The sequence below is a fragment of the Planococcus sp. SSTMD024 genome, assembly GCF_041320495.1.
In the GTDB taxonomy this organism is placed as follows: Bacteria; Bacillota; Bacilli; order Bacillales_A; family Planococcaceae; genus Planococcus.
This window is the reverse complement of the sequence record NZ_JBGGNS010000020.1, coordinates 21,120-42,465: the sequence shown is the minus strand read 5'-3', so window position 1 is coordinate 42,465 and position 21,346 is coordinate 21,120. Positions and strand designations below refer to the sequence as shown.

Here is a 21,346-nt window from a genome sequence, read left to right as displayed (position 1 = left end):
GCTCGTTCACTCCTGTCTTATCGTTTTTCGTCGATCATCATGCCGGCTATTTCGGCCATCGAGGCGTACATGTCCAAAAATTTCCGGTTTGGAATTTCCCGCAGCACTTCTTCGGTTTTTGTATCGATCACTTGTACATAATAGACTTCTAATTGTTCGTGCAACTGGAATTTGACGTTCGTTGCAGTAGGCTCTAAAAACTCGTTCATGACGGCGACTTTGTCCGTCACCATTTCTTTCGTGATAGCTTGAGCCGGTTCTTGAAATTGTTCTTTTTCAGGAATTCCCGTTTGTTTTGCAGTAATCGGATCTATTTTGCCAAGCTCTTGAAACTGTGGCATTGATTGATTAGTGACTTCCATGACGACACTCTCCCGTCTTCTCATATCGACCTAAAAAGCTCTCTATCCTTATTATCGGCACGATTCGCTTTTTTTTTAGTACAGAATCAAAAAAATAAGACAAGCCCGTAAAGAGCCTGCCTTATCTTATGTGAGTTGCGTATAAAATTTGCTGACGCCTTGTGTCCAGTGGTTGTTGAGGCCAGTCGGATCGTTCGCCGCGCCAACAGGGGCATATTTCGCGCCGATTTGCGCGATGCTTTCCTTGCCTTGATTCAAATAATTCTGCCGCAAATTGCGCGCCATGTCGTAAATACTATCGGCAACAGACTCATAACTGCGCAGTCCGTTTTTGCCCATCATGCCGGCGATATTGTTTTTCTCATTCGCCGCGCGCGACGAGCCGTTGCCGGTTTCATGCACCGCAATCGCAGACAAAAGATTCGGGTCGATATCGTATTTTTTGCCAGCTTCGATGAAATGCACAGCGGTGCCGCTCAATTTCCCGGCGAGCTGTCCATCCAATTTCAAAAACTGGACCGGCCGGAATTTCAAATCGCTTTGGTCGGCAGCGCTCGTCGCCACGTCTTTATGCTGCATCGTCAGATTCGCGACAGCCGGATTGTACGACGAACTTGCCGGCGTCATGAACGACAAGCTGTTCGCGGCCGGCGCTTGTTGCGTTGGCATTTGCTGTGACTGCATTTGCTGGACATTTTCTAGCATCGCCTCCATCAACAGCATCATAAACGACCCCGGCCCCGCCATCCCGGGCATTTGGCTGTTCGCTGCACCACTTCCGTTTGTGGCTGACGACTGCTGAAGCGAACTCATCGCCGACTGAAACAGCCAATTTGAATTGATCGGCCCCATCATACTCTTCCACACCTTCCGTTTCCATTTATTCGTTTAGTTTACAAGAAGATGTTGGAAAAAAGAATAGGCGGATGGATAGGAAGGCTAGTATTAAGAGAATTTATTTTAGGAGGGAAGCTGTGACTTTTTCCATGTTCTATTCATGAGCTTGTGAAGTGAAAACTTGTGCTTGAATGCTTTGTTCTGTTTTGCATACATCACTTTAAATTCATATAATTATTTAAAGACTTCTCTAGACCAAGGAGGAGATATACGTATGGAAGATATGATGTGTGGAAAACTGCTTGGAGATGGCTGCTTAACAAAACAGAATGAAAGAAAACCTAGGTTTCAGTTTACTCATGCTTTAACTGATAAAGGCTGGTCAGAACACTGCTTCGAAGGTCTTTCAGAATTCTATCCACTAGCTCCTCCAAAATATAAAAGAGTAATAGACTCAAGGGTCGCTCAAGGGTTTACAGAATGCTATGTAGTTCAATCTCGCACTTCTCAGGAATTAAATACTTTATATGAAACATGGTATCCTCATGGCAAAAAGGAATTACCCTTCGCTTATATCGAACAGCATTTCACTGAAAGATCCTTATCTTGGTGGTACCAGGATGATGGCCATTTAAATCAGCAAAACGGGCTAGTGAAAAAAATCATTCTTTCTACTGACAGTTTTTCTCCTACAGAAAACCAGTTCCTCATTGATTTTCTCAACATAAAATTTGGTTTCAACTTTTCTATAGATGGCCAGAACCGCCTCGTCCTCTATGATCAATTTCAGATTAACTATTTCTTGAGATTAGTTACACCATATATTCATGTCTCAATGACTCGAAAAAAGCCATTTCAAAGAAACATGAGACCTATAGCGAAAAGGTCAACTATCTATTTACCTGAAGATTTAATTCTTGAAAAGCCGACTTCAGAAATCAATGACCAGTATGAAAAGCTGCCCATCCTCCAGGAACTGCTTCAAGATCACATCAGTTTTTTCAAAATGGCTACCTCTGTAAAAAGTACAATCATTCACACAAAGCCATACCAAATAGAAATCAAGGAAAGTTATAAAGCCCAATTAATCAAGTTGAAACTTGAGACAGGCTTGAACATCAGTCAGATTACCAATCATTGTTTCCGCATATAAAAAGGGCTGCCGATTTTGTTAGCAGCCCTTTCGTTATAACTATTTCAGCCTTTCAAATCTATCGATCCGCCAATATGCGGCTGCACGGATTGTTCAAGCATCTTCACGACACTCGCGCTATTGGTCTCGGCCTGGTCCATCGCTTTCTTAGTCACTAACACACTTGCTTCCTGCCGGACATTCATCTGGCTGAGTGACATCGATAAAGCAGCGATATCCATATGAACTCCTCCTTGTGAACTTGCTTATAAAAAAAGGAGCCTAAAATCAGGCTCCTTTTCGTATTTAAAATTAACGTAGCAATTGAAGAACTTGCTGCGGCGCTTGATTCGCCTGTGCCAACATTGCTTGTGATGCTTGTGCAAGAATCGAGTTCTTTGTTTGTTCCATCATTTCTTTCGCCATCGTGCGAACATTTACTTTCATAAATGACTAGACTATATCTTCACCCTCTAGTATTAGTAGGGGCCGGGCACTTCGGATCTGCCAGTGCTGATGGACACTGTGTCACCTACGGATTTCATCATCATAGCTCTCGCCTTAGATGGTCTATCCTAGTCGTTGAACCTTCTCCACTCTTTCGAGACAGGAGTTTGGCTGCTGATTGCCCAATCTTTTATTTTCTCAAGCCGTCACGTCTGCCGTTTCCAGCTGCGTTGTGGCAATAAAAGCTATCAGGGCTTTCCAGCAATTCACCCGGTTGTAATCTCTGATCGTTACCAATCAGGACGACTGTACCTCCACTCGCTTACGCGGCTTCGGCATAATCAACGTCGCGGATACGTGATTCCGCAGCTGTCAGGTTTTCAGAAGATGTGTTCAAGTTGTTGATTGTGTGTTCAAGGCGATTTTGATTTGCGCCCATAGAAGAACGTTCTCCTGAAACAAGTACAATAGCGTTGTTGATAGCTGTGATAGCTTCGCCAGCTTTTGTATGATCTGAAACATCCAATCCAGCAAGTCCTAGAGCACTAGTATCCATGTTACCGATTGTGATTCCCAATCGTTGCCCTTCGTTAGCTCCAATTTGGAGATCGGCTCCAGTTGCCGCTGTTGTGACTATCTCTCCTGTATTTAAAGGGTTACCCAGCGCTGTGGTGTCCAAATCCTTAACGCTGATTTTAATACCTAAGTTATCAAAGTTTAATGTTCCAGTGTGGGATGCGCTTAAATTCTTAATAGTTTGTTCATTACCTTCGTCATCTGCAATCGTTATTTCTCCATCTGCTGCTGAAGTTAATGTGTAAGTAGTACTTGCTTTAGCTCCGGCAATATCTAATCCTGTAACACTATCAGAACCAACACTAATTGTGGAGTCTACATCATCAATTTTAACTCCTAAAGTTCCATCAAGTAGATTTTTTCCGTTAAATTGAGTAGTCTCAGCAATTCGATCAATTTCCCCAAGTAAAGCAGCATTCTCTTTCTGAATTTGCGCTCTGTCATCGGCGGTGTTAGTGTCGGATGCAGATTGAACAGCTAGTTCGCGCATACGTTGAAGAATATCTTGAGTTTCTCCTAATGCCCCCTCCGCAGTTTGAATCATCGAGATTCCATCTTGTGCATTTCGTGATCCTTGTTCTAGTCCACGAATCTGTCCACGCATTTTCTCAGAAATTGAGAGTCCTGCTGCATCATCCGCCGCTTTATTGATGCGAAGTCCTGAAGACAATTTCTCCATGCTGTCCATTTGCGCGCTTTGAGCTGTGCCCATTTGGCGGTGTGTGTTAAGTGCTGCGATGTTGTGATTGATAATCATTGTGTATTACCTCCGTGTAATGTTTTTTTGTTTTTTTTGCAAGCGCCCAAATCCGTTTGGACTGCCTTACACTCTATTTATCGGTAGGCGTTTTAAAATGTTTAGCCTTTTTTGAAAAAAATTCTAAAAATTTTTGAAGCCGCTTCTGTTCCATTGCGTATTAGTAGTAAACCCCTTTATATAGAAGGAGGAGCTACCCATGACATTCCGCTCCAAGATTGACCGACCGTTTCTGACGCTTTACGGTGCGGCGACGCTCTTGATTGCTGTTTCTTGTTTTTGGCCATTCTTTTTCGATGAGGACATGCCACTGTCCGCTGCTATTATTCTCATTTTAATATTTGTCGGCACTATCAGCTTCATGCTGTGGCTCATACTCGGCATTTCTTATGTATTCCGTGACGAGCATCTATTTGTGAAAGCGGGACCGCTGCGAATAAAAATTTCTTATGAGGACGTTTCACTCATCGCACCGACTTCTGACATTCTTACAGGCACACGGATGCTTTCTTCACGAGATGCACTCGAGATCTTTTACCCCAAAGCATTTATGGGCAGCGTGAAAATCTCCCCTGCCGAACAACAACGGTTCCTTGATGAATTGATGAAGCGGATGCCGCGTGATAAGTTTCACCGCTCTTTGCTTTAAATCAAAAAACCTGAAGCAAGCTCAATTTTGAGCCCGCTACAGGTTTTATTTTTTCATTTTCAAAAAATCACTAATATCAATCACATTCGATACCGCATTCTTGTTCTCTTCCTGAATCTCCAAGTAAATCTCTTTCCGGTGGATCGGAATTTCCTTCGGCGCGGAGATTCCCAGTTTGATGAGGTCGCCTTCGATGGAAGTGACCGTGATTTCGATGTTGTCGTCGATGACAATTGATTCGCCGACTTTGCGTCCGAGTACGAGCATCCCTTACACCTGCCTTGCCGCTTGTTGGAACAGCGGATGTTTCACTTGGTAGTTCGGGTTGTTCAGGACAATTTGCTTGCCGAGCTGTTGTTTATGATTGATTACGACCGGCGCTTTCAAGTTCGCCGTGGCATCCACGATTCGTTTATTTGGCGTGACGGTCACCAAGACGATCGCATCGGACGAGTCTTCCAGTTTCAATTGCCCGGTCAACGTGTCATCCAGCTTCACTTCGTAGTCCGGCAAAAAGACGAACGGGTCCGCCATGAAGAAGCTGATTGCCGCGTGTTCCGTCGACTGGAGAAAAAAGAATGGCGAGTCGCCTGATGGGTCTGCCGGAAGCAAGACGAATGTCGTTTCGTCTTCGAAGCCCGGGATGCCGCGCTCGAATGTGAGCAAACGATTGTCTTCAAGTTCGAGCTCGCCGAATTGTTCGGTGTGGATTTTCATGGCTGACTTCCTTTCTATATGAACCTGATTTAGCCTGCTTCTATATGAGCTATTTCTTGCATGCGCAAACGCACTAAAGCTTGCTCGCCTTCGATGCCTTTTAATTCAGCACTGAACGATTCAATCGACAGCAACGGAGAATTCAGCAAAGCTGCCACGTCCGGTTGCTCAACAAGTGCTTGGCTGATGATCACTTCGCCCGCATCTCCCTGCCCTTGCACACGCGCCGCCAAATTGACCGTGCGGCCGAAATAATCGAGCCGGTCGTTCGAGTTGACGGCAATCGCCGGCCCGCTAAAGAGGCCGAGCCTTAGTAGCAGTGTATCATTTGTCTGTTCGTTAAAGGCACCCAGTTTTTCCTGGATCGCGAGCGCCGCTTTGACGCCGTCCGCGGGTTTCGAGAACACCGCCATGACTGCATCACCGATAGTCTTGACGACGCTGCCTGAATTCTGTTTGATGTGTTCGGTCAAAAAATCGAAATGGCCGCGTACGCGTCCGTAGGCATTGGCGTCTCCCGCTTCTTCATACAGCGCGGTCGAGCCTTTCAGGTCGGTGAACAGAATCGTCACGTGTCCAATGGCGATTTTCTGCCCCGGCGCCAACACTTCCGACGAAAACAAATCGCGGAATTCCTGCATGGCGGTCACTTTCGCCGCCGTCACTGTCTCTTCACTCCAGTCGGCGTTTTCCAGCGCGACGACAATATCTTTCGCACTGTCGTTGATGACGGAAATGTTCGATGCTTCACGCGATTCCTCTACCCATCCCGCTTCCGCATAACGGAACGAGCCCTTTTGCCCGACTGGCACTTGGTGATTTTTCTGCAACACCCGCAAGCGCATTGACGCCTGATCCGCCAGTGAAAATTCTGCCGTGCCACCCGGTTGCAAAATCCGCTGCGCTTTAACATGAGGCGTGATCACCGGGCCGCCGACGCAATACACTTCCGCATAGGCCTGGCGGACATTCGGATGCACCGCGAATTGCAGCTCAACGGACTGGTCGAAATTCGCATCGTACAAAACGCCGCACAGGTCGCAATGGAATTGCTGCTCGAGTTCGGACAAGCTGCGGTGGTCGTCTTTGGACACGCGGCAATTCGGGCAAATGACGTGCCAGCTCATTTCCGAAAGTCCGATTTTTGTTGCATACAATAAGCCTCTCAGCACTTGTTCACTGCCCATCCCCCAAAGCTTGGTGAGTTGGCTTGGCACCAATCGCGCCGCGTCTTGGTCGCTGCTTTCAGCAAGATGCGTTTTTAGCTGCGCGATAAATTCCGGTGCAACGGGATAAGCGCCTAGCTCGTTCGACAAGCGTTCCAGTTCGGCATGGTTCACTTTCGGCGCTGGCTTTTTTGCAGGCGCGGCCTGTCCCGTATCCAATTGAACGTTTTCCAAATACAACAGGATCTTTTTGACCGCTGGCAGACCCGTCGTTTGGATCGCCGCATAACCAAGCGCATTGCGCGGCGCGAACTCGGCCGTTAAGCGAATTTTTGTTTGCATGCCGACACTTGCTGCATCGGACAACTCGACTTTCAATTTATAGTACAGCAGCGGGCCTGACAAATAGCGCCGCTCGACCGCATAATACTCCTGTTCCTGCCATTCGAACGGGAACTCCTGCCACTTCATCGGCACAAGCCCCATCACTTTCGCTGCCGCTTCCCGGTAAAACACGCCGCCGGTTTCCGTTTTTGCCTGTTCGAACGCTACAGGAAACAAGCCGATCGCGTCATTCATCCGGTTGTTGTCGGCGAGCAGCTGCCATGCCGTTTCACGGCCAATTGGAAATTCCTGTTCGAGTATGTAGATTTTCGGTTTCAATTTCATCATCGTTCACTCCTATGTCAACGCAATCGCCAAAGCCAGAAACAATAGGTGGAAAATCTGATCTGCCATTATCGTGAGCCACTTGCTTTCGGCTCCTGTCGTCATTTGGATGCGCTTGACCCAAAACTGGACAAAGCGGCGCCGATCCAAGATCACGTGGCTGATGAAAATCACCGCGATTGCCGTCAGCGACAAGCCGCCCGCAAGCTGCGCGAACAAACTGACGATGGCGGTATAAACCGTCACATGCGCCAATAGCGGCAGCCACTGCGTCGCTTTGTGTTTCGCCATCCACGAAGTCTGGAACAAAAAATCACCGACCAGATGTCCCAGCAGTAAAACATCAAACATGCTCATATCCGGTATCTCCGCTCTGTTTTATACGTGCTTAAATCGTAATCGCATTCTTCCAGGATCGAAATCATCGCATCGACCAATTCCGCCTCGAACAACTCGCCCCGGCAGCGCAGCAATTCTTCTGCGCCTTCTTTAGTGGTGAAGCCTTTGCTGTACGGGCGGACAGTGGTCATCGCGTCAAAAGTATCCGCGACGCCGACAATGCGCGCGAATAGCGGAATCGCATCGCCTGTGAGCCCTTCCGGATAGCCGCTGCCGTTCAAGCGCTCGTGATGGGATTTTGCCGTTTCCACCGAGCGCTCCATGGCATGTGTCGGCTCCATGTTCGCGAGAATCCCTGCACCGATCACCGTGTGCTGTTGGATCGCGTGGAATTCTTCTTTTGTTAAGCGGCCCGGTTTTTGCAGCAAGTCGTCGCGGATGCCAATTTTCCCGATATCGTGCAGCAGCGCCGCTTTATACAGTTCTTCGCATTCAGCAGGCGCCATCCCGATTTTCTGCGCGATCCATAAGGCATAATTCGCAACGCGGCCCGAATGCCCCGCCGTGTAAGGATCGCGCGCATCGAGCACCGTCGCGAGCGTGCGGATCATGCTGATGAGCATGCGGTTCAGCTCATCGTACATTTGGCTATTGTGCAGCGCGAGCGCGGCTTGATGCGCCAGCGCTTCGGCTAAGCGCAAGTCCTGTTCGGTGAAAAATTCGCCGCCCCGCTTATTGAGCAATTGCAAAGAGCCAAGCAATTGGTTTTTGACGATCAACGGCACGGTCAAGAGAGAACTCGTGATAAATCCGCTCTCCTGGTCAATCCGTTCGTTCCAATCGGCATGCTGCGTGACGTCTTCGATGCGTTCGGCCCGGCCGGTTTCGAGCACTTTCCATACGATGCCACGCCCTCTTGGCACTTTCACGTCGAGAATTTCTTTGGCTGCCACACCGAATGCCGACACGGCCTGCAAGTGCTGCCCCTCTGTATCCGCGACCCACAATGTGCCGGCTTCCGCGCCGATGACGTGGATCATCTGCTGCAAAATATTGTCGAACACTTTATCCTGCTCAAGATGGGAGTTGAGCTCTTTCGATGCATCCCATAACGCCATCAGCTCCTGGATGCGCTGCTTCAATTGCTGCGTTTCGTTCATGAAATGGCCTCCGCTATAAGTTTTTACCTTGATATCAAGATGAATTATTTAATCCAAACGATAGCTCATTATCACGTTTCCCACAATACCTTATGGATGGTTAAATGAAAAAATTTACATTTTTGACTGCATCCAGTCTATCGAACTGTCACTTTTATTATCGGCAGTTTCAATAAAGTATTTAATAAACGCCATAAAAAAACCGGACCCCACAGAGTCCGGCTTTGTTTACGATTCGATTTTTTCCAAGCTTTCCAGTGCCTGCTTGACGGTTGCATAGGCGTCCGCGGATGCTAATTGAATGCCCGACTGGACGATCGTCTGCACCAAGTCCGGCCGCAACCCCGCCACGACGACGTGGATGCCCATCAAGCTGAGCGTGCTGCCGATATGGTGGATCGCTTCTGCGGTCTGGTCGTCGATTGTCAAGACGCCCGAGAAATCCGTGATGACGTGATACACGTCCATCTCCGCAACGCGCGGGATGACATTCGTCAAAATGTGGTTGACCCGGTAGCTGTCGAGATAGCCGATCAACGGCAAGACGACGACATCATCCGCGACCGGAACGATGGGTGCCGACAGCGCGATCATCTCGCTCTGCACTTCCGCTTCGTATTTTTCCTGAAGCCGCTCGAACGCAAAGAAGGTTTCGTTCAGGCTGACATCGAGCAAGGTGTTGACGCGTTTGATGACTAGCGCGTTTTCTTCCAGGCTGAGCCCGGATTTGACGCCCAGTTCCGTGAACAATTCCGCCATGACGACGCGCGTCGGCGGATAACGCACGACGATTTCTGAAATCTTGCCGCCGGAAGACACTTGCATCTCGGCATTTTGCTTACTCCACTCGATGAGTGCATCCGGCACCTCGAGGTCGGCTTCATTGCCGATGGTCTCGCCGAGATAACCAAGCAATTCCTCGTACATGTCCACCGCGCGCAAGCGTTCCTCTGCCGGGATGTCCTGGTCGATTTTCGCAAGCACCCGGTCCACTACTTGTTCAGCGAGCGTACGCGGGCTCGCTGTGATATATCCGCAAAACTCCGTAAATGAAGACATTCCGCCTGCCACCTTTTCCAATGAATTGCTTTCAGTATACCATTATGTATAAGCTCAGGCACGCCGATTTGACCATGGAAATGACAATGTCATACTCCTGTAACAAAGCCCCGCCTGCAGTTTCAGGCGGGGCTTCATGCGCTTATTGGATTTTGATCGTTTTTCGGATGGCGCTCATCGTCCCGAGATGAAGCGCATCGTGTGAAATCATGAATGCCAGGACTTCCCCGAGCGTCTCCATGCCAAGAAATGGCTCGAGCAATTTGTTGTCGAGCTTGCCGGCGGTCACGTGTTCGATCTGGTCGGGCTGATCCCGCAGCACTTGCTTGAGCTCTTCCAGCGACGGCACGTCGCTTTCCCAGTTTTGCGGTGAGGTGCCGCTCGCAAACAGGGCTTTGTAATGCTCTGGCAAAAACGGTTCCGTGTCGAGTGATTTCGAGACGAAGCTATCGATGCCCGTGGCCAAATGCCCCGCGTTCCAGCGGATAGAATTGCGAAACGGCGCCGGCATTTGGTCCGCTTCTTCTTCACTTACCTTGTCCAGCAGCTTAATGATCATGCCGCGCCAGGTTTTCCATTGCCGAAACATTATTTCTTCATTCATCCTATCGCCTCCTGAAGTTATGAATATTCCCATTTTAGCGTTTTCACTGGAAGCTACGCAAAGTTTCCGGCTCATCTTTTAATCGCCAAGTCAGAAAACTAACTATTTTTTGGTGAAAAAATTGCCTTTTATGGTTATACGGCCTGTTTTGTAAATTTTCATTGTGTATTTAGTCACATTCGATATACTTTAATTACCACAAATATAAGGAGGAACATGTGTGAGCTGTAATAATTGTTCTGTTTCGACACTGACATTTGATATTCGCCTAAGCGGTGAATTAAACCATTCCATCATTCCCATTGCCATAGACCATCTAGAGCGCCAAGGCTTGGACGTCTCTTTGAAAGACAGCCGGCTGCGTATGGGCGAGTTCGGTGCGCGTGAATTTTTGAGTTTTTGTGAAGACTTGCTTGAAACTGAGTCGGCGGAATTTCGCATCAACCAGGAAAGCTACCAGCCAATCACCAATATGCACCAAGTATTCGATATGGAATGGATCGATGAAGTCATCCAAAATGAACGCATCATTTCCCATTTCCAGCCGATTGTCGATCAAGACCGCAATGTCTTCGCTTACGAGATGCTCGCACGTTTCCACGACGCCGACGGGCAAATCATCTACCCGAATACGATCTTCCCCGCCGCAAAAAGCCGCGGCCGCTTGTATGCGCTTGACCGCGTCTGCCGGATGACCGCTGTGCGCGCGGCCGGCCAATTGTCCAGCGAAAAAGCGTTCATCAATTTTATCCCGACGTCGATTTACTCGCCGGAATTTTGCCTGCGGTCGACGATCGATCTCGCCCATCAGACGGGCGTCGACCCGAACCAATTGGTGTTCGAAGTCGTCGAATCCGAGAAAGTCGATGACCTGGAGCACCTGAAACGCATACTCGGCTATTACAAATCGAGAGGCTTCCAATATGCACTCGATGATGTCGGTGAAGGCTATAGCACCGCCGAAGTGCTCGGCGAACTGAAGCCCCATTTCATGAAACTCGATATGAAATACGTCGACGGCGTAGCGAACGACAAAGCGAAACAGGACGTTGCGCAAAGCTTCCTGGAAAAAGCCCAGGCAGTCGGCTCAACGCCGCTCGCAGAAGGCATCGAAAGCGAAGAAGATTTCCTGTGGCTGAAAAAACAAGGCTACGAATTATTCCAAGGCTATTATTTCGGCAAGCCGGCGGCAGCACCGCTCGACGCCAAGACGGCATCATAAATAAGAAGAGGAAGAGACATTTTGGTCTCTTCCTCTTCTTATTTTACAGCTTGTCGAGAAAGATAAGGAATCGTATTTTCCGAAGCTCATCGCTCGCTTTCCGTGTGGCGGGAATCGAGCCTCCTCAGCCGCTATCGCGGCCTGCGGGGTCTCTCAAACCCGCTGGTCCCACAGGAGTCGAACGAACGCTTCTCCAAATACTTAGCTAGATCATTGATTTATATCTATCAAAACGCAATCACCTTTTTAAAAGTTTAGTAGATTTTAGACTTATTCAACACTTTTCTTATTTTAGGATGAAAATTCATCTGCATACCGTACCACACCGCTCACACTATACAGTGCACCTGGTACCAATTCCAACGCCATGAAGGCCTCCTCTGGAACTTCAAACGGCGCATGGACATTCCAGCGGATTGCAGGTTCGAAACCGAACTTCGGGTAGTATCCTGGATGGCCCAGCACAATCACGGAAAGGAAATCCAGTTCCTTCGCGCGTTCAAGTGCAGAACCGATCAATGCGCTTCCGATGCCCTTGCCCTGGTGTTCAGGCAATACCGATACTGGAGCCAGCGCCAAAGTCTCGCGTGACTTCTCCCCCTCTACAATCTGCGCTTTAGTTAGCAAAATATGGCCGAGCAATTCGCCAGACGGGAGTTTGGCCGTCAACGACAATTCCGGTACATAAGCCCGGCTCTCTCTTAGGCGCTTCACAAGCCGATGCTCCGTCTGGTCGCTAAACCGCTCGCCGAGGAAGGCTTGGCGAACGATGTCTTCTACTTGTTCAAATTCCCTTGTGCGCTCTTGCTCAATAATTACTTTCATTCAACCGCCCCCCATACTCTACTGCATCGTTATAGTTTGTTAGCGCCAAAATTTCTCATAACCCGCTTTGTCTTCGATGTTGAATTCAATCAATTGGCCAAGCAACGTGTAATCGACGGGACGGTCCCAGCCCATGCGGATTAATTGCTTTGTGCTCGAGTGTCCCCCTGCTTTGATGGCCTCTTCAAAGCGGTCGATCGCCGCTTTTTCCGGCGCTACCGCCATGTGTTTTTTCGCGGTGCTGAAGGCGATGATAAAAGTGCCGTGATCGGTAAACATCGGTTGATTCCATGCTACACGCGGGGCGAGCTGGGGATAGCTTTCCATGACCCAGTTCAACACTTCTTCCACCCGCTCGCGGTGATCCGGGTTATCGATCGCCGCCAAGTACTCTGCAAATTCATTCACGTCTTCTTCCTCCTTTAAATCGAAACTTCCTCTTATTCCGTTTCCACGAAATACTGGTCTTTCCGGTACGCTACCCCGTCAACCGTCGCGATGACCTCACCGCCGCGCAGCACATCGACGCGGTAAAAGCCGACACGGAAATTGCGCTTCGTCTCGATGGCGCGCGCCGTCAACAAGTCTCCAGGTTGTGCCGCTTGGATAAACTGGGCATTGGTCGACAAGCCGACCGACGCTTTGCCGTGCGCATTGCTCGCGACCGACATGACATGGTCCGCGAGTGCATAAATGACCGCACCGTGCGCAGTTCCGTAGGCATTGACCATATGATCTTGCACGACCAGCTCCGCTTCAGCTAGCGTTTCCTCGAATTTCGTCAAGCGAATGCCGAGCGACCGGGCATACGGGTCGCTCGCCACTGTATTGCGAATTTCTTCGTAATGTTTTTGATGGAGCGCTTGTTCATCGATTCGTTTTGCCATAGGAACCTCCTTCATATTCGCTGTAGATCATTTCCCGGGAAATCCGGCCAGCTGCGATTTCACCGCCGCCGCTATGTTTGTCCGCGTATCGGCCAGTTGGCTCTTCAACGCTTCGTTACCCCACTCATCTCCTGCATAAAAACCCGCAAACGGCTGGTTTTTCTTTCTTGGCACGACATGCAAATGAAAATGCGTCAATTCGTCGGGCCCGCCGCCGTTTTGCGTTTGCGTGATGCCGAATGGTGCGTACAGTTCCCGGATGGCCCGGCTCATCACTTGTGACGCGTTTAAAATGGCGAGTGCCGTCTCGCTGTCCATATCGTCGATAAACCGGTAATGGGCTTTTGGCAATATGAGCACATGCCCTTCATTGAACGGATCATGGTCCAAAAAACACGCGACCCACTCGTTTTCATACACCATATGCACCGGCAGTTCGCCTTTTGCCAGCTTGCACCCTAAGCAAGCTTGTTCTTTATGACTTAAAATTTCGCTCATCGCTCATCGCCCATACCCCTTATCCCCCGCAGCACAACCATTGATGCTGCAGTCATTTTCTTTCCATTATACATCCACAAAAGGAAAATCTAACGCCTTTTCGCACGATGTCCTATACTAAGAGGCAAGGAGGAGTTTAGATGATCCGCATACTCGCAGTAGACGACGATTTACATATGCTCCAGTTTGTCGCTGGGGAACTCCGGCAAGCCGGCTACGAGGTGGTATCTGCTGAAAACGGTGACGAGGCACTCGCACTTCTTGAACAGCAACCGGTGGACCTCGCCATTGTCGATGTCATGATGCCCGGTATCGACGGGTTCGAATTAACCGAACGCATTCGCACAGACTATGGTATCCCCGTCATTTTATTGACAGCGCGCCACCATATCGAAGACAAGGAACGCGGATTTCTCGCGGGATCCGATGATTATTTGGTCAAACCGTTCGAGTCCAAGGAATTGCTGTTTCGTGTCAAAGCGATTTTGCGCCGCTACGACCACCCTGAAAACAATACCCTCACGGCAGGGTCTTTAACGATCGACTTGAAAAGCTACGAACTGCGCTCGCCGAACGGCTTGTCGTTCATCCCATTGAAAGAATTCGAGCTGCTCGCCTTGCTCGCCTCCAAACCGCGCCACGTCTTTACGCGAGATGCCATCATTGAAAGCGTATGGGGGCTCGATTTCCAGGGGGACGAACAGACCATTAACGTTCACATCAAACGGCTGCGCACGAGGCTCGAACAATTCGCACCGGACGTCAAAATCGTCACGGTGCGCGGCGTCGGTTATAAACTGGAGGCCGGCTTATGAGCTTGTATGTCAAATTCATCTGGTTCACGTTCCTGACGATGCTCATCAGCAGCGCCATTTCGTTTTTTGCGATGAACACGCTCTATCACCAATTTTTGAAAGAAGACAATAACAATAAAAACCTGGCGATTGCCGAATCGTTTGCGGGCCATTTGAACAGCCTGCCGCCCGAACAAATAGCAGATACTCTCGCTGTGCTCGGCGACGCCGGCTACCAATTGTATTTAACAGATGGCCGCGATGTCTCGCGCTTCGGCGGTGAATTCCGCGATGAAACAATCGCCCAACAAGATATCCAGCACGTGCTCGGCGGCGACATCTTTAACGGCATCCGTGATTTTCCGCGCCAAACTTTCGTCACCGGCTTTTTCGCCAATGAACTGCAAAATTCCATCGGCGTCCCGGTAACACTCGGCGGTGAACCTTATGCTTTGTTCCTGCGCCCCGACATCGAGCTGTTGTTCCAGGAACTCCACCTGCTGTTCGGCGGCTTGGCTGTCGGGATTGTGTTGTTGAGCTTTCTCGGCATGCTGGTGGTTGCGCGTTTGTTGATCCAGCCGATCACGAAATTGACCGAAGCGACCGAGAAAATGGCGACGGAAACCTTTGACGTGCCGCTCGCGATCGACCGAAGAGACGAAATCGGCCGTCTCGCCGATCAGTTTCTATTGATGCGCTCGCGCATTGAACAATCGACCATCAAGCGCAAGGAATTCGTCCATAACGTCTCCCACGATATCCAGTCGCCGCTCCATACGATCCAAAGCTACCTCGGCTTGCTCGAAAAGCCGGGCATTTCTGATTCCGACAAGCAGCACTACGCGGAAATCATCCGTGAAGAGACGGCGCGGCTATCGCTGTTGACGACGCAACTCTTGACCTTGGCATCGGTCGACAAGGAAACGCCGGAAGCGCTCGAAACGGTTGCGCTTCACGAACAATGGCGCACGACGCTCAGCCATTTGCGCCATGCCTTCGACGACAAAGAATTGGCGCTGTCTGCACAGCTCGCCCCGGCCTATACGCTAGGTAACGCAGTGCTGCTGCAAACTGTCTGGGAAAACTTATTGACCAATGCGGTGAAATACAGCGAACAGGGCGGCTCGGTCGACATAACCCTTACGCAAAGTGAGGGTCATGTCCATGTTACGGTGCGCGATTACGGTATCGGCATGACCGAGGACGAAACGAAACATGCTTTCGAACGCTTTTACCGTGCCGACCAAGCCCGCACCCGCGGCCAAAAAGGCTCCGGCCTTGGCCTATCGATCGCCAAGGAAATCATCGAGCTCCACGGCGGCCGGATCGAACTCGACAGCGCGCCGGGTGCTGGCACAATCGTCACGGTCACTTTGCCGGCTTCCCAGAATGAAGGATCTTAGTAAAAATTCTCTATTTCTAATTAGACAGGCAAATATATAGTGAACAAGTTAGTTAGTATCGAAGTGTTTGGAGAAGCGTCCGCTCGACTCCGGTGGAGCAGCGTAAGCGACGAGACGACCAAGACCCCGCAGGGAATGAATGTGCGAAGCAGCGCTGAGCGCATTCATTTGCGATGCTTGAGCATAGCGAAAGTAGAGCAAACCGAGGAGGCTTGGGCGCGAGCCCACGGAAAGCGAGCGGTAAGCTTCGGAAAACACGTTTCTCTAATGTTAGTTGAAAATTTTTAGCCCTCCACAACTGGAGGGCTTTTTTTATTCCAAACTGTTAACGCCCGTTCACCTTCCATTAATCTTGCCTCTGTAGACTGAAAGTACAACAAAACGGAGGCGAACAACGTGAACTTAGCATGGAAAGAAATGAAGAAAAGCAAAACGAAATTTGTGATTCTCGGCTCAATCGTCTTTTTGATCAGCTTACTCACCTTCATCATCTCAGGGCTTGCGAACGGCTTGTCCCAAGATAATGCCGCCCTGATCAAGAATTTGCCGGACGGGACAATCTATCTGGAAACGGCAGCGGAAGAAACCCACGCCTTGTCCGCGATCGACAAAGAAACGCAGCAATCAGCCCTATCGGAAAACGATGGCGCGTTTGCGTTCTCCATCCAGATGGGCTTTTTATTGAATGAACGAGACGACCAGCAAAGCGTCGCCTTCGCGACAGCAACGGATTCCACTCAATTCCCTGATGTCGAAAAAGGCGAGATCGTCCTCGACCGCTCGCTCGAAGAAGACGGCATCAAGCAAGGGGACCGATTCACCAACAGCCAGTTTGATGGCGAATTTACCGTAGCCGGCTTTACCGACGGCGCGAAATACAGCCACGCCGCTGTCGCTTTTATCCACCCGGACGACTTTGCGGAAATGTACCGAACAGAACAGATGCAAGTGCTGTTCCTCCCAGAGACGGCAGAACCCGGCGCAATCCCCGGCCTGCAAAGCTTCTCTACAGATGAATTCCTCAACACTTTGCCGAGCTATAGCGCTGAACAATTATCGCTGTCGATGATCGTCTGGTTTTTGGTGGTCATCAGCGGCATGCTGTTTGCGATTTTCTTCTATATGATGAACATCCAGAAACTCGGGCTGTACGGCATCTTAAAAGCAATCGGCGTGAAGACCGGCGCCTTGTTCCGGATGATCTGGACACAAATGCTCGTCATTACTGCGATCGCACTCATCTTATCGGTCGCCATTAGCCAATTGTTCGAACGCGTGGCACCAGGCGATATGCCGTTTTACTTGCCGATTGACGCCACACTGCAATTAACAGCGGTATTCTTTGTTATCGGATTTGCCGGAGCTACCTTGTCCGGCCTTCAAATCCGAAAAGCTACACCGCTTCAAGCCATTCAACAAGGAGAAGGATCCGCATGATTTTCACGACACAAGACATCCGAAAGACCTTCCAAACCGGTGAGCTAGCAGAAGAGATTTTAAAAGGCATCGACCTGTCGCTGATACCAGGGGAAATTACCGCACTCGTCGGCGCATCAGGCTCCGGAAAAAGCACGCTTCTGACGATCGCGGCTGGGCTTCAACCCGCTTCCGGCGGCGAGATTCGTTTTGAGGGCGAGGAATTGACCGCCATGAACTCAGAACAGATCCGAAAAATCCGCGCGCACTCGTTCGGCTTTGTGTTCCAGTCCGCGCATCTTGTACCATTTCTTACCGCCGAGGAACAATTGCTGCTCATGCTTGAGACAGCCGGCTCCCCGCTTTCGAAAAAACAGCGCCGCGAAGAAGCGGCGCGAATGCTCCATTCGGTCGGCATGGGCCACCGGAAAACCGCCTATCCCGCCTCAATGTCGGGTGGTGAAAAGCAGCGAGTCGCCATCGCACGCGCCATCGTCCACCAGCCCAAGCTCTTGTTCGCGGATGAACCGACCGCAAGCTTGGATTCCACCAAATCGCACGAAGTGATGGACTTGCTGCAGCAGCTCACGAAAACATTGAACATCGCCACCTTGATGGTCACCCACGAAGAAGACATGCTCGCCTACGCGGACCGCGTCATCACCATGAAAGACGGCCGCTTGGCATAAAGAAAAGAGACGGCCGCAGCCGTCTCTTTTTCGTTATCGCTCTCTACTCCAGTTCCTTCAATTGCTTTGTCAATTCCATAAAGCGCCGGTCGAGTTCTGCATAGCCCTTGTCTTTCGGCTGCATGAAGCTCAGTTTGCCGAGCACGGCCTGGCGCTCCGTCTCTAGTTTCAATCGGAGTTCACCGGTGCTTCCAAGCACTTCTTTTTGCGGCGCTTCCCCGAGCTGCTTGCGGATCGTTCCGTTTTCAAACACCAGTTTGCCATCCGTCGCCTTGTCGAGCAAATAGCGGTCATGCGACACGACGAGAAGCGTGCCGCGGTAGTCCGATAAGGTCGACTCCAATTGTTCGCGCGACGGCAAATCCAAATGATTGGTCGGTTCATCAAGCAATAACGCGTCTTTGTCTTCCAATATGAATTGCATCAATTTGCATTTGACCCGCTCGCCCATGCTCATCTCACGGATCGGCTCCAGCCATTGCTCTTTACGAAAGCCCAAATGCTTCAATAAGTTCTGCACACGCCCCCGGTCCTTGAAGGTGAATTGCTCGAACAATTCCGCAGGCGCCCGGTCAAGCGGCAAATCAAAGACGTCTTGCGTCAAATAGCCAATGGACGCGGATGGTGATAACCACAGCTCCCCCACGCTTATCGGCTCCTCGCCCGCAAGCATCTTCAAAAACGTCGTCTTGCCGCTGCCGTTTGCGCCGACGACCGCGATTTTCTCCCCATGCTGGACCGTAAACGAGGCGTTTTTGAATATTGGCATGTCGCTAAAAGATTTCCCGGCATCTTTCACTTCCAAAAAGCGTTTGCCGGCTTTCGGATTGGCGCGGAACGCGAAGTCCACCTCGTATTCCGATTCGACAGCGTCGACCGCCTCGTTCGCCAATTCCTTCTCCAGGCGCTTTTGCTTCGATTTCACCTGAGCATCCATGCTTTTCGCTTTGACCCGGTAATATTCTTTGAAACCCTCCTGCTTGGTCGAATTGGCATGCGCCGATTCAGACCACGAAGAAAGCTGCTTCATTTGGCTCTCAATTCGTTCAATGCGTTTTTGCTGTGTGTCATAAGCGTGCTGCTGGCTTTTGCGCTGTTGTTCGCGGAATTCCATATAATCGCTGTAATTGCCGTTATGACTATGGACCTTGCCGTTTTCGATCGACCAGATCTTCGTCGCGATGTGGTCGAGAAAATAACGGTCGTGCGAGACGATGGCGATGGCGCCCGGATAAGCTTCTAATTCGCGCAGCAGTTGCGCTGTGCCTTGTGCATCCAAATGATTGGTCGGCTCATCCAATAACAAGAGATCCGCTGGCTGTGCCAAGCCTTTCGCAAGCCTCGCCTTTAGTTTTTCGCCTCCACTCAATTGGGCGAACTCACGGAACGGCACTTTCCATCTATTCAATAGCGCTTGTTCCGTTTTCGTTACGTCTTCAAAAGCGTAATCCGGCAATTCCTGTTCGACTGCCCGCACGCTCATACCCGGCGTACCTTGAATCAACTGTCCACTGGCCGGTGCGATGTCTCCAGCGATCAACCGCAAAAGCGTCGTTTTTCCGGCGCCGTTTTTCCCGATGATGCCGATGCGGTCGTGGCTCATGATGTTTTCAGTGACGTTCTCGAATAGCGCTTGTTGTTCGATTTCCACCGATACGTCTAATAATTTCATTAGTTCTGTCATGCAGAACCACCCCTTCTCGTGTTGACAGGGAGAATTAAAAAAATCCTCCCAAATCTAAATTTGGAAGGATTAGCCAGTACATTTGGGTGCGCCGAATAAACAGCAACACCTGTTGGATGAAATGGGCAGACTAATCCTATGTTTTCGTCTTCGAAAAATAACTATTTCAAATGACTAAAAATATAGGTTAGTTACGCATTGTCCACCCATCAACTCGTTTCATTTCAGAATTGAGTTGATTTTATCATGCAAAAACTTTGTGTGCAACCGGGCAAGCCCGGATTACGCAGCGCTTTGTTCGCGCTTTTTCTTGACGCTGACGAGTGCACCGACTGCCACGATGGCAAGAAGGACGCCCCAGAAGATCAATTTCCATTCCGTCGAGTGGGCGAAATCGTACGGCAAGATACCGACGCCTTCGTGCCCGAGCGTCAAAACGGTCAATTTCACGCCGACCCAGCCGACGATGACGAACGCAGTTGTTTCAAGCTGCGGATAATTCGCCAAGAGTTTCACGAATTTATGCGCCGCAAAACGCATGATGACAAGTCCGACCAAACCGCCGGTCAACATGACGGCGAACTGCCCGCCGTTGATGCCGCCAATTTCCATCGAGCCAAGATGCGGCAAGGTAATCGCAAGTGCTACCGCTGCAAGCATGGAATCGACCGCGAACGCGATGTCCGCAAGTTCTACTTTCAATACCGTCATCCAGAAGCCAGAACCTTTCGTCGCTTCCGGCTCGATGGTATGTTCCTTGCCTTTTCGCTGATCGTAAATATGCTTAAACGCTATGAACAAGAGATACGCTGCCCCGAGTGCCTGGATTTGCCAAACATCGACGAGCAAAGTGATCATGAATAATGCCGCAAAACGGAACACGAACGCTCCGAGTAATCCGTAGAACAATGCTTTCTTTTGCTGTGCTTTCGGCAAGTGCTTGACCATGACCGCCATGACGACGGCATTGTCCGCAGCAAGCAAACCTTCAAGTGCCACTAAGACGAGCAGCACCCATAAATACTCCAATAAAATTGCTTCCAACTGAAAAACCTCCTTAAATTTGGCAACAAAAAAGACCTCTGCCTATAGAAGGCAAAGGTCTTGCTAAGCAAAATGATTTTGCTATCACAACCGATGGAACGGGTCCATGTAATGACGACTGTGAAATAGGTTTCCCCATAGCTACTCCCCTTTGACGTGATGTCAAGGTCTATTGAGTTGTTAAAAAAAGTATAGCACAAAAAAAGAAAAAAGCTACTACATAATATCGCCAAATGCACTGCTGAATTTTCGAATAATTGCGCATGGAATTTCTACTATCTGCCAGTATATATGGTATTATACTTCTTAATCATAAAAGGAGGGGAACCCATTGGGAAGGGATTAGCGCATTTTGATCTTAAAATCGAGCATTTCATTTGTTTAGCCAGCTTCGTGGCAGGCTGCCGCAA

The 21,346-nt window shown here is 49.8% G+C and carries 25 protein-coding genes; 7 read left to right on the top strand and 18 right to left on the bottom strand.

The genetic code is table 11. The annotated features are described in order from the left end of the window. Positions 1-17: 17 nt before the first annotated feature. Positions 18-362, bottom strand: coding sequence for a flagellar protein FlaG (flaG, locus tag AB9R92_RS05975; protein ID WP_370668555.1), 345 nt, complete (start codon positions 360-362; stop codon positions 18-20). A 126-nt stretch (positions 363-488) separates the two neighbouring features. Next, positions 489-1,217, bottom strand: a complete 729-nt coding sequence (locus AB9R92_RS05970) for a glucosaminidase domain-containing protein (protein WP_370668554.1) — start codon at positions 1,215-1,217, stop codon at positions 489-491. A gap of 256 nt (positions 1,218-1,473) precedes the next feature. Between AB9R92_RS05970 and AB9R92_RS05965 the strand changes: the two genes are divergently transcribed. Then, a complete protein-coding gene (locus tag AB9R92_RS05965) occupies positions 1,474-2,352 on the top strand; it encodes an endonuclease (RefSeq protein ID WP_370668553.1) in 879 nt (292 codons plus the stop codon). Between the two features lie 44 nt (positions 2,353-2,396). Here AB9R92_RS05965 and AB9R92_RS05960 read toward each other — a convergent pair whose 3' ends face one another. From AB9R92_RS05960 to AB9R92_RS05950, 3 genes are all read right to left on the bottom strand, one after another. Next, on the bottom strand, positions 2,397-2,573 hold the full coding sequence (locus AB9R92_RS05960) for a YjfB family protein (RefSeq protein ID WP_211652903.1): 177 nt from the start codon (positions 2,571-2,573) through the stop codon (positions 2,397-2,399). 70 nt (positions 2,574-2,643) lie between these two features. Then, positions 2,644-2,745 carry a flagellin gene (locus AB9R92_RS05955; RefSeq protein ID WP_271853727.1) on the bottom strand — a complete coding sequence of 34 codons (102 nt, stop codon included), beginning with the start codon at positions 2,743-2,745 and terminating at the stop codon, positions 2,644-2,646. Between the two features lie 355 nt (positions 2,746-3,100). After that, a complete protein-coding gene (locus AB9R92_RS05950) occupies positions 3,101-4,111 on the bottom strand; it encodes a flagellin N-terminal helical domain-containing protein (protein ID WP_370668552.1) in 1,011 nt (336 codons plus the stop codon). Positions 4,112-4,310: 199 nt separating this feature from the next. Here AB9R92_RS05950 and AB9R92_RS05945 point away from each other — a divergent pair, with 199 nt between their 5' ends. Beyond that, a complete protein-coding gene (locus AB9R92_RS05945) occupies positions 4,311-4,760 on the top strand; it encodes a PH domain-containing protein (protein ID WP_370668551.1) in 450 nt (149 codons plus the stop codon). Between the two features lie 45 nt (positions 4,761-4,805). Here AB9R92_RS05945 and csrA read toward each other — a convergent pair whose 3' ends face one another. From csrA to AB9R92_RS05910, 7 genes are all read right to left on the bottom strand, one after another. Next, positions 4,806-5,027, bottom strand: coding sequence for a carbon storage regulator CsrA (csrA, locus tag AB9R92_RS05940; RefSeq protein WP_058382099.1), 222 nt, complete (start codon positions 5,025-5,027; stop codon positions 4,806-4,808). Between the two features lie 3 nt (positions 5,028-5,030). Then, positions 5,031-5,477, bottom strand: a complete 447-nt coding sequence (gene fliW, locus AB9R92_RS05935; RefSeq protein WP_370668550.1) for a flagellar assembly protein FliW — start codon at positions 5,475-5,477, stop codon at positions 5,031-5,033. A 29-nt stretch (positions 5,478-5,506) separates the two neighbouring features. Then, positions 5,507-7,315, bottom strand: coding sequence for an adenylate/guanylate cyclase domain-containing protein (locus AB9R92_RS05930; RefSeq protein WP_370668549.1), 1,809 nt, complete (start codon positions 7,313-7,315; stop codon positions 5,507-5,509). Positions 7,316-7,324: 9 nt separating this feature from the next. Beyond that, positions 7,325-7,669, bottom strand: coding sequence for a DUF3307 domain-containing protein (locus AB9R92_RS05925; RefSeq protein ID WP_370668548.1), 345 nt, complete (start codon positions 7,667-7,669; stop codon positions 7,325-7,327). Continuing rightward, complete coding sequence (locus AB9R92_RS05920; protein ID WP_370668547.1) at positions 7,666-8,811, bottom strand: HD domain-containing phosphohydrolase; 1,146 nt, start codon at positions 8,809-8,811, stop codon at positions 7,666-7,668. Before AB9R92_RS05920 ends, AB9R92_RS05925 begins: the two co-directional genes overlap by 4 nt. A gap of 228 nt (positions 8,812-9,039) precedes the next feature. Next, positions 9,040-9,870: an STAS domain-containing protein gene (locus AB9R92_RS05915; protein WP_370668546.1), complete on the bottom strand. Its 831-nt coding sequence runs from the start codon at positions 9,868-9,870 to the stop codon at positions 9,040-9,042. Positions 9,871-10,012: 142 nt separating this feature from the next. Further along, positions 10,013-10,474 carry a DinB family protein gene (locus tag AB9R92_RS05910; RefSeq protein ID WP_370668545.1) on the bottom strand — a complete coding sequence of 154 codons (462 nt, stop codon included), beginning with the start codon at positions 10,472-10,474 and terminating at the stop codon, positions 10,013-10,015. A 220-nt stretch (positions 10,475-10,694) separates the two neighbouring features. Between AB9R92_RS05910 and AB9R92_RS05905 the strand changes: the two genes are divergently transcribed. Next, positions 10,695-11,696: an EAL domain-containing protein gene (locus AB9R92_RS05905; RefSeq protein ID WP_370668544.1), complete on the top strand. Its 1,002-nt coding sequence runs from the start codon at positions 10,695-10,697 to the stop codon at positions 11,694-11,696. 291 nt (positions 11,697-11,987) lie between these two features. On the opposite strand, the gene AB9R92_RS05900 is transcribed toward AB9R92_RS05905, so the two are convergent. Genes AB9R92_RS05900 through AB9R92_RS05885 form a run of 4 tightly spaced genes read right to left on the bottom strand, consistent with a single transcriptional unit; the run spans position 11,988 to position 13,906 of the window. Further along, positions 11,988-12,521: a GNAT family N-acetyltransferase gene (locus tag AB9R92_RS05900; RefSeq protein WP_370668543.1), complete on the bottom strand. Its 534-nt coding sequence runs from the start codon at positions 12,519-12,521 to the stop codon at positions 11,988-11,990. Positions 12,522-12,560: 39 nt separating this feature from the next. After that, the gene (locus tag AB9R92_RS05895) at positions 12,561-12,929 is read right to left on the bottom strand and encodes an iron chaperone (protein WP_370668542.1); all 369 of its coding nucleotides are present in this window, start codon (positions 12,927-12,929) and stop codon (positions 12,561-12,563) included. 32 nt (positions 12,930-12,961) lie between these two features. Continuing rightward, positions 12,962-13,408, bottom strand: a complete 447-nt coding sequence (locus AB9R92_RS05890) for a PaaI family thioesterase (RefSeq protein ID WP_370668541.1) — start codon at positions 13,406-13,408, stop codon at positions 12,962-12,964. A gap of 27 nt (positions 13,409-13,435) precedes the next feature. Beyond that, positions 13,436-13,906 carry an HIT family protein gene (locus AB9R92_RS05885; RefSeq protein WP_370668540.1) on the bottom strand — a complete coding sequence of 157 codons (471 nt, stop codon included), beginning with the start codon at positions 13,904-13,906 and terminating at the stop codon, positions 13,436-13,438. A gap of 140 nt (positions 13,907-14,046) precedes the next feature. Here AB9R92_RS05885 and AB9R92_RS05880 point away from each other — a divergent pair, with 140 nt between their 5' ends. From AB9R92_RS05880 to AB9R92_RS05865, 4 genes are all read left to right on the top strand, one after another. Further along, positions 14,047-14,721, top strand: a complete 675-nt coding sequence (locus tag AB9R92_RS05880; RefSeq protein ID WP_370668539.1) for a response regulator — start codon at positions 14,047-14,049, stop codon at positions 14,719-14,721. Continuing rightward, on the top strand, positions 14,718-16,103 hold the full coding sequence (locus AB9R92_RS05875; RefSeq protein WP_370668538.1) for a sensor histidine kinase: 1,386 nt from the start codon (positions 14,718-14,720) through the stop codon (positions 16,101-16,103). The genes AB9R92_RS05880 and AB9R92_RS05875 overlap by 4 nt, the downstream gene beginning before the upstream one ends. A 396-nt stretch (positions 16,104-16,499) precedes the next feature. Then, positions 16,500-17,540: an ABC transporter permease gene (locus tag AB9R92_RS05870; protein ID WP_370668537.1), complete on the top strand. Its 1,041-nt coding sequence runs from the start codon at positions 16,500-16,502 to the stop codon at positions 17,538-17,540. Then, a complete protein-coding gene (locus tag AB9R92_RS05865; protein ID WP_370668536.1) occupies positions 17,537-18,208 on the top strand; it encodes an ABC transporter ATP-binding protein in 672 nt (223 codons plus the stop codon). Before AB9R92_RS05870 ends, AB9R92_RS05865 begins: the two co-directional genes overlap by 4 nt. A 43-nt stretch (positions 18,209-18,251) precedes the next feature. Here AB9R92_RS05865 and abc-f read toward each other — a convergent pair whose 3' ends face one another. Both abc-f and AB9R92_RS05855 read right to left on the bottom strand, forming a co-directional pair. Then, the gene (gene abc-f, locus AB9R92_RS05860) at positions 18,252-19,892 is read right to left on the bottom strand and encodes a ribosomal protection-like ABC-F family protein (RefSeq protein WP_370668535.1); all 1,641 of its coding nucleotides are present in this window, start codon (positions 19,890-19,892) and stop codon (positions 18,252-18,254) included. Positions 19,893-20,174: 282 nt separating this feature from the next. Continuing rightward, positions 20,175-20,936, bottom strand: coding sequence for a TerC family protein (locus tag AB9R92_RS05855; RefSeq protein ID WP_370668534.1), 762 nt, complete (start codon positions 20,934-20,936; stop codon positions 20,175-20,177). Positions 20,937-21,346 lie beyond the last annotated feature (410 nt).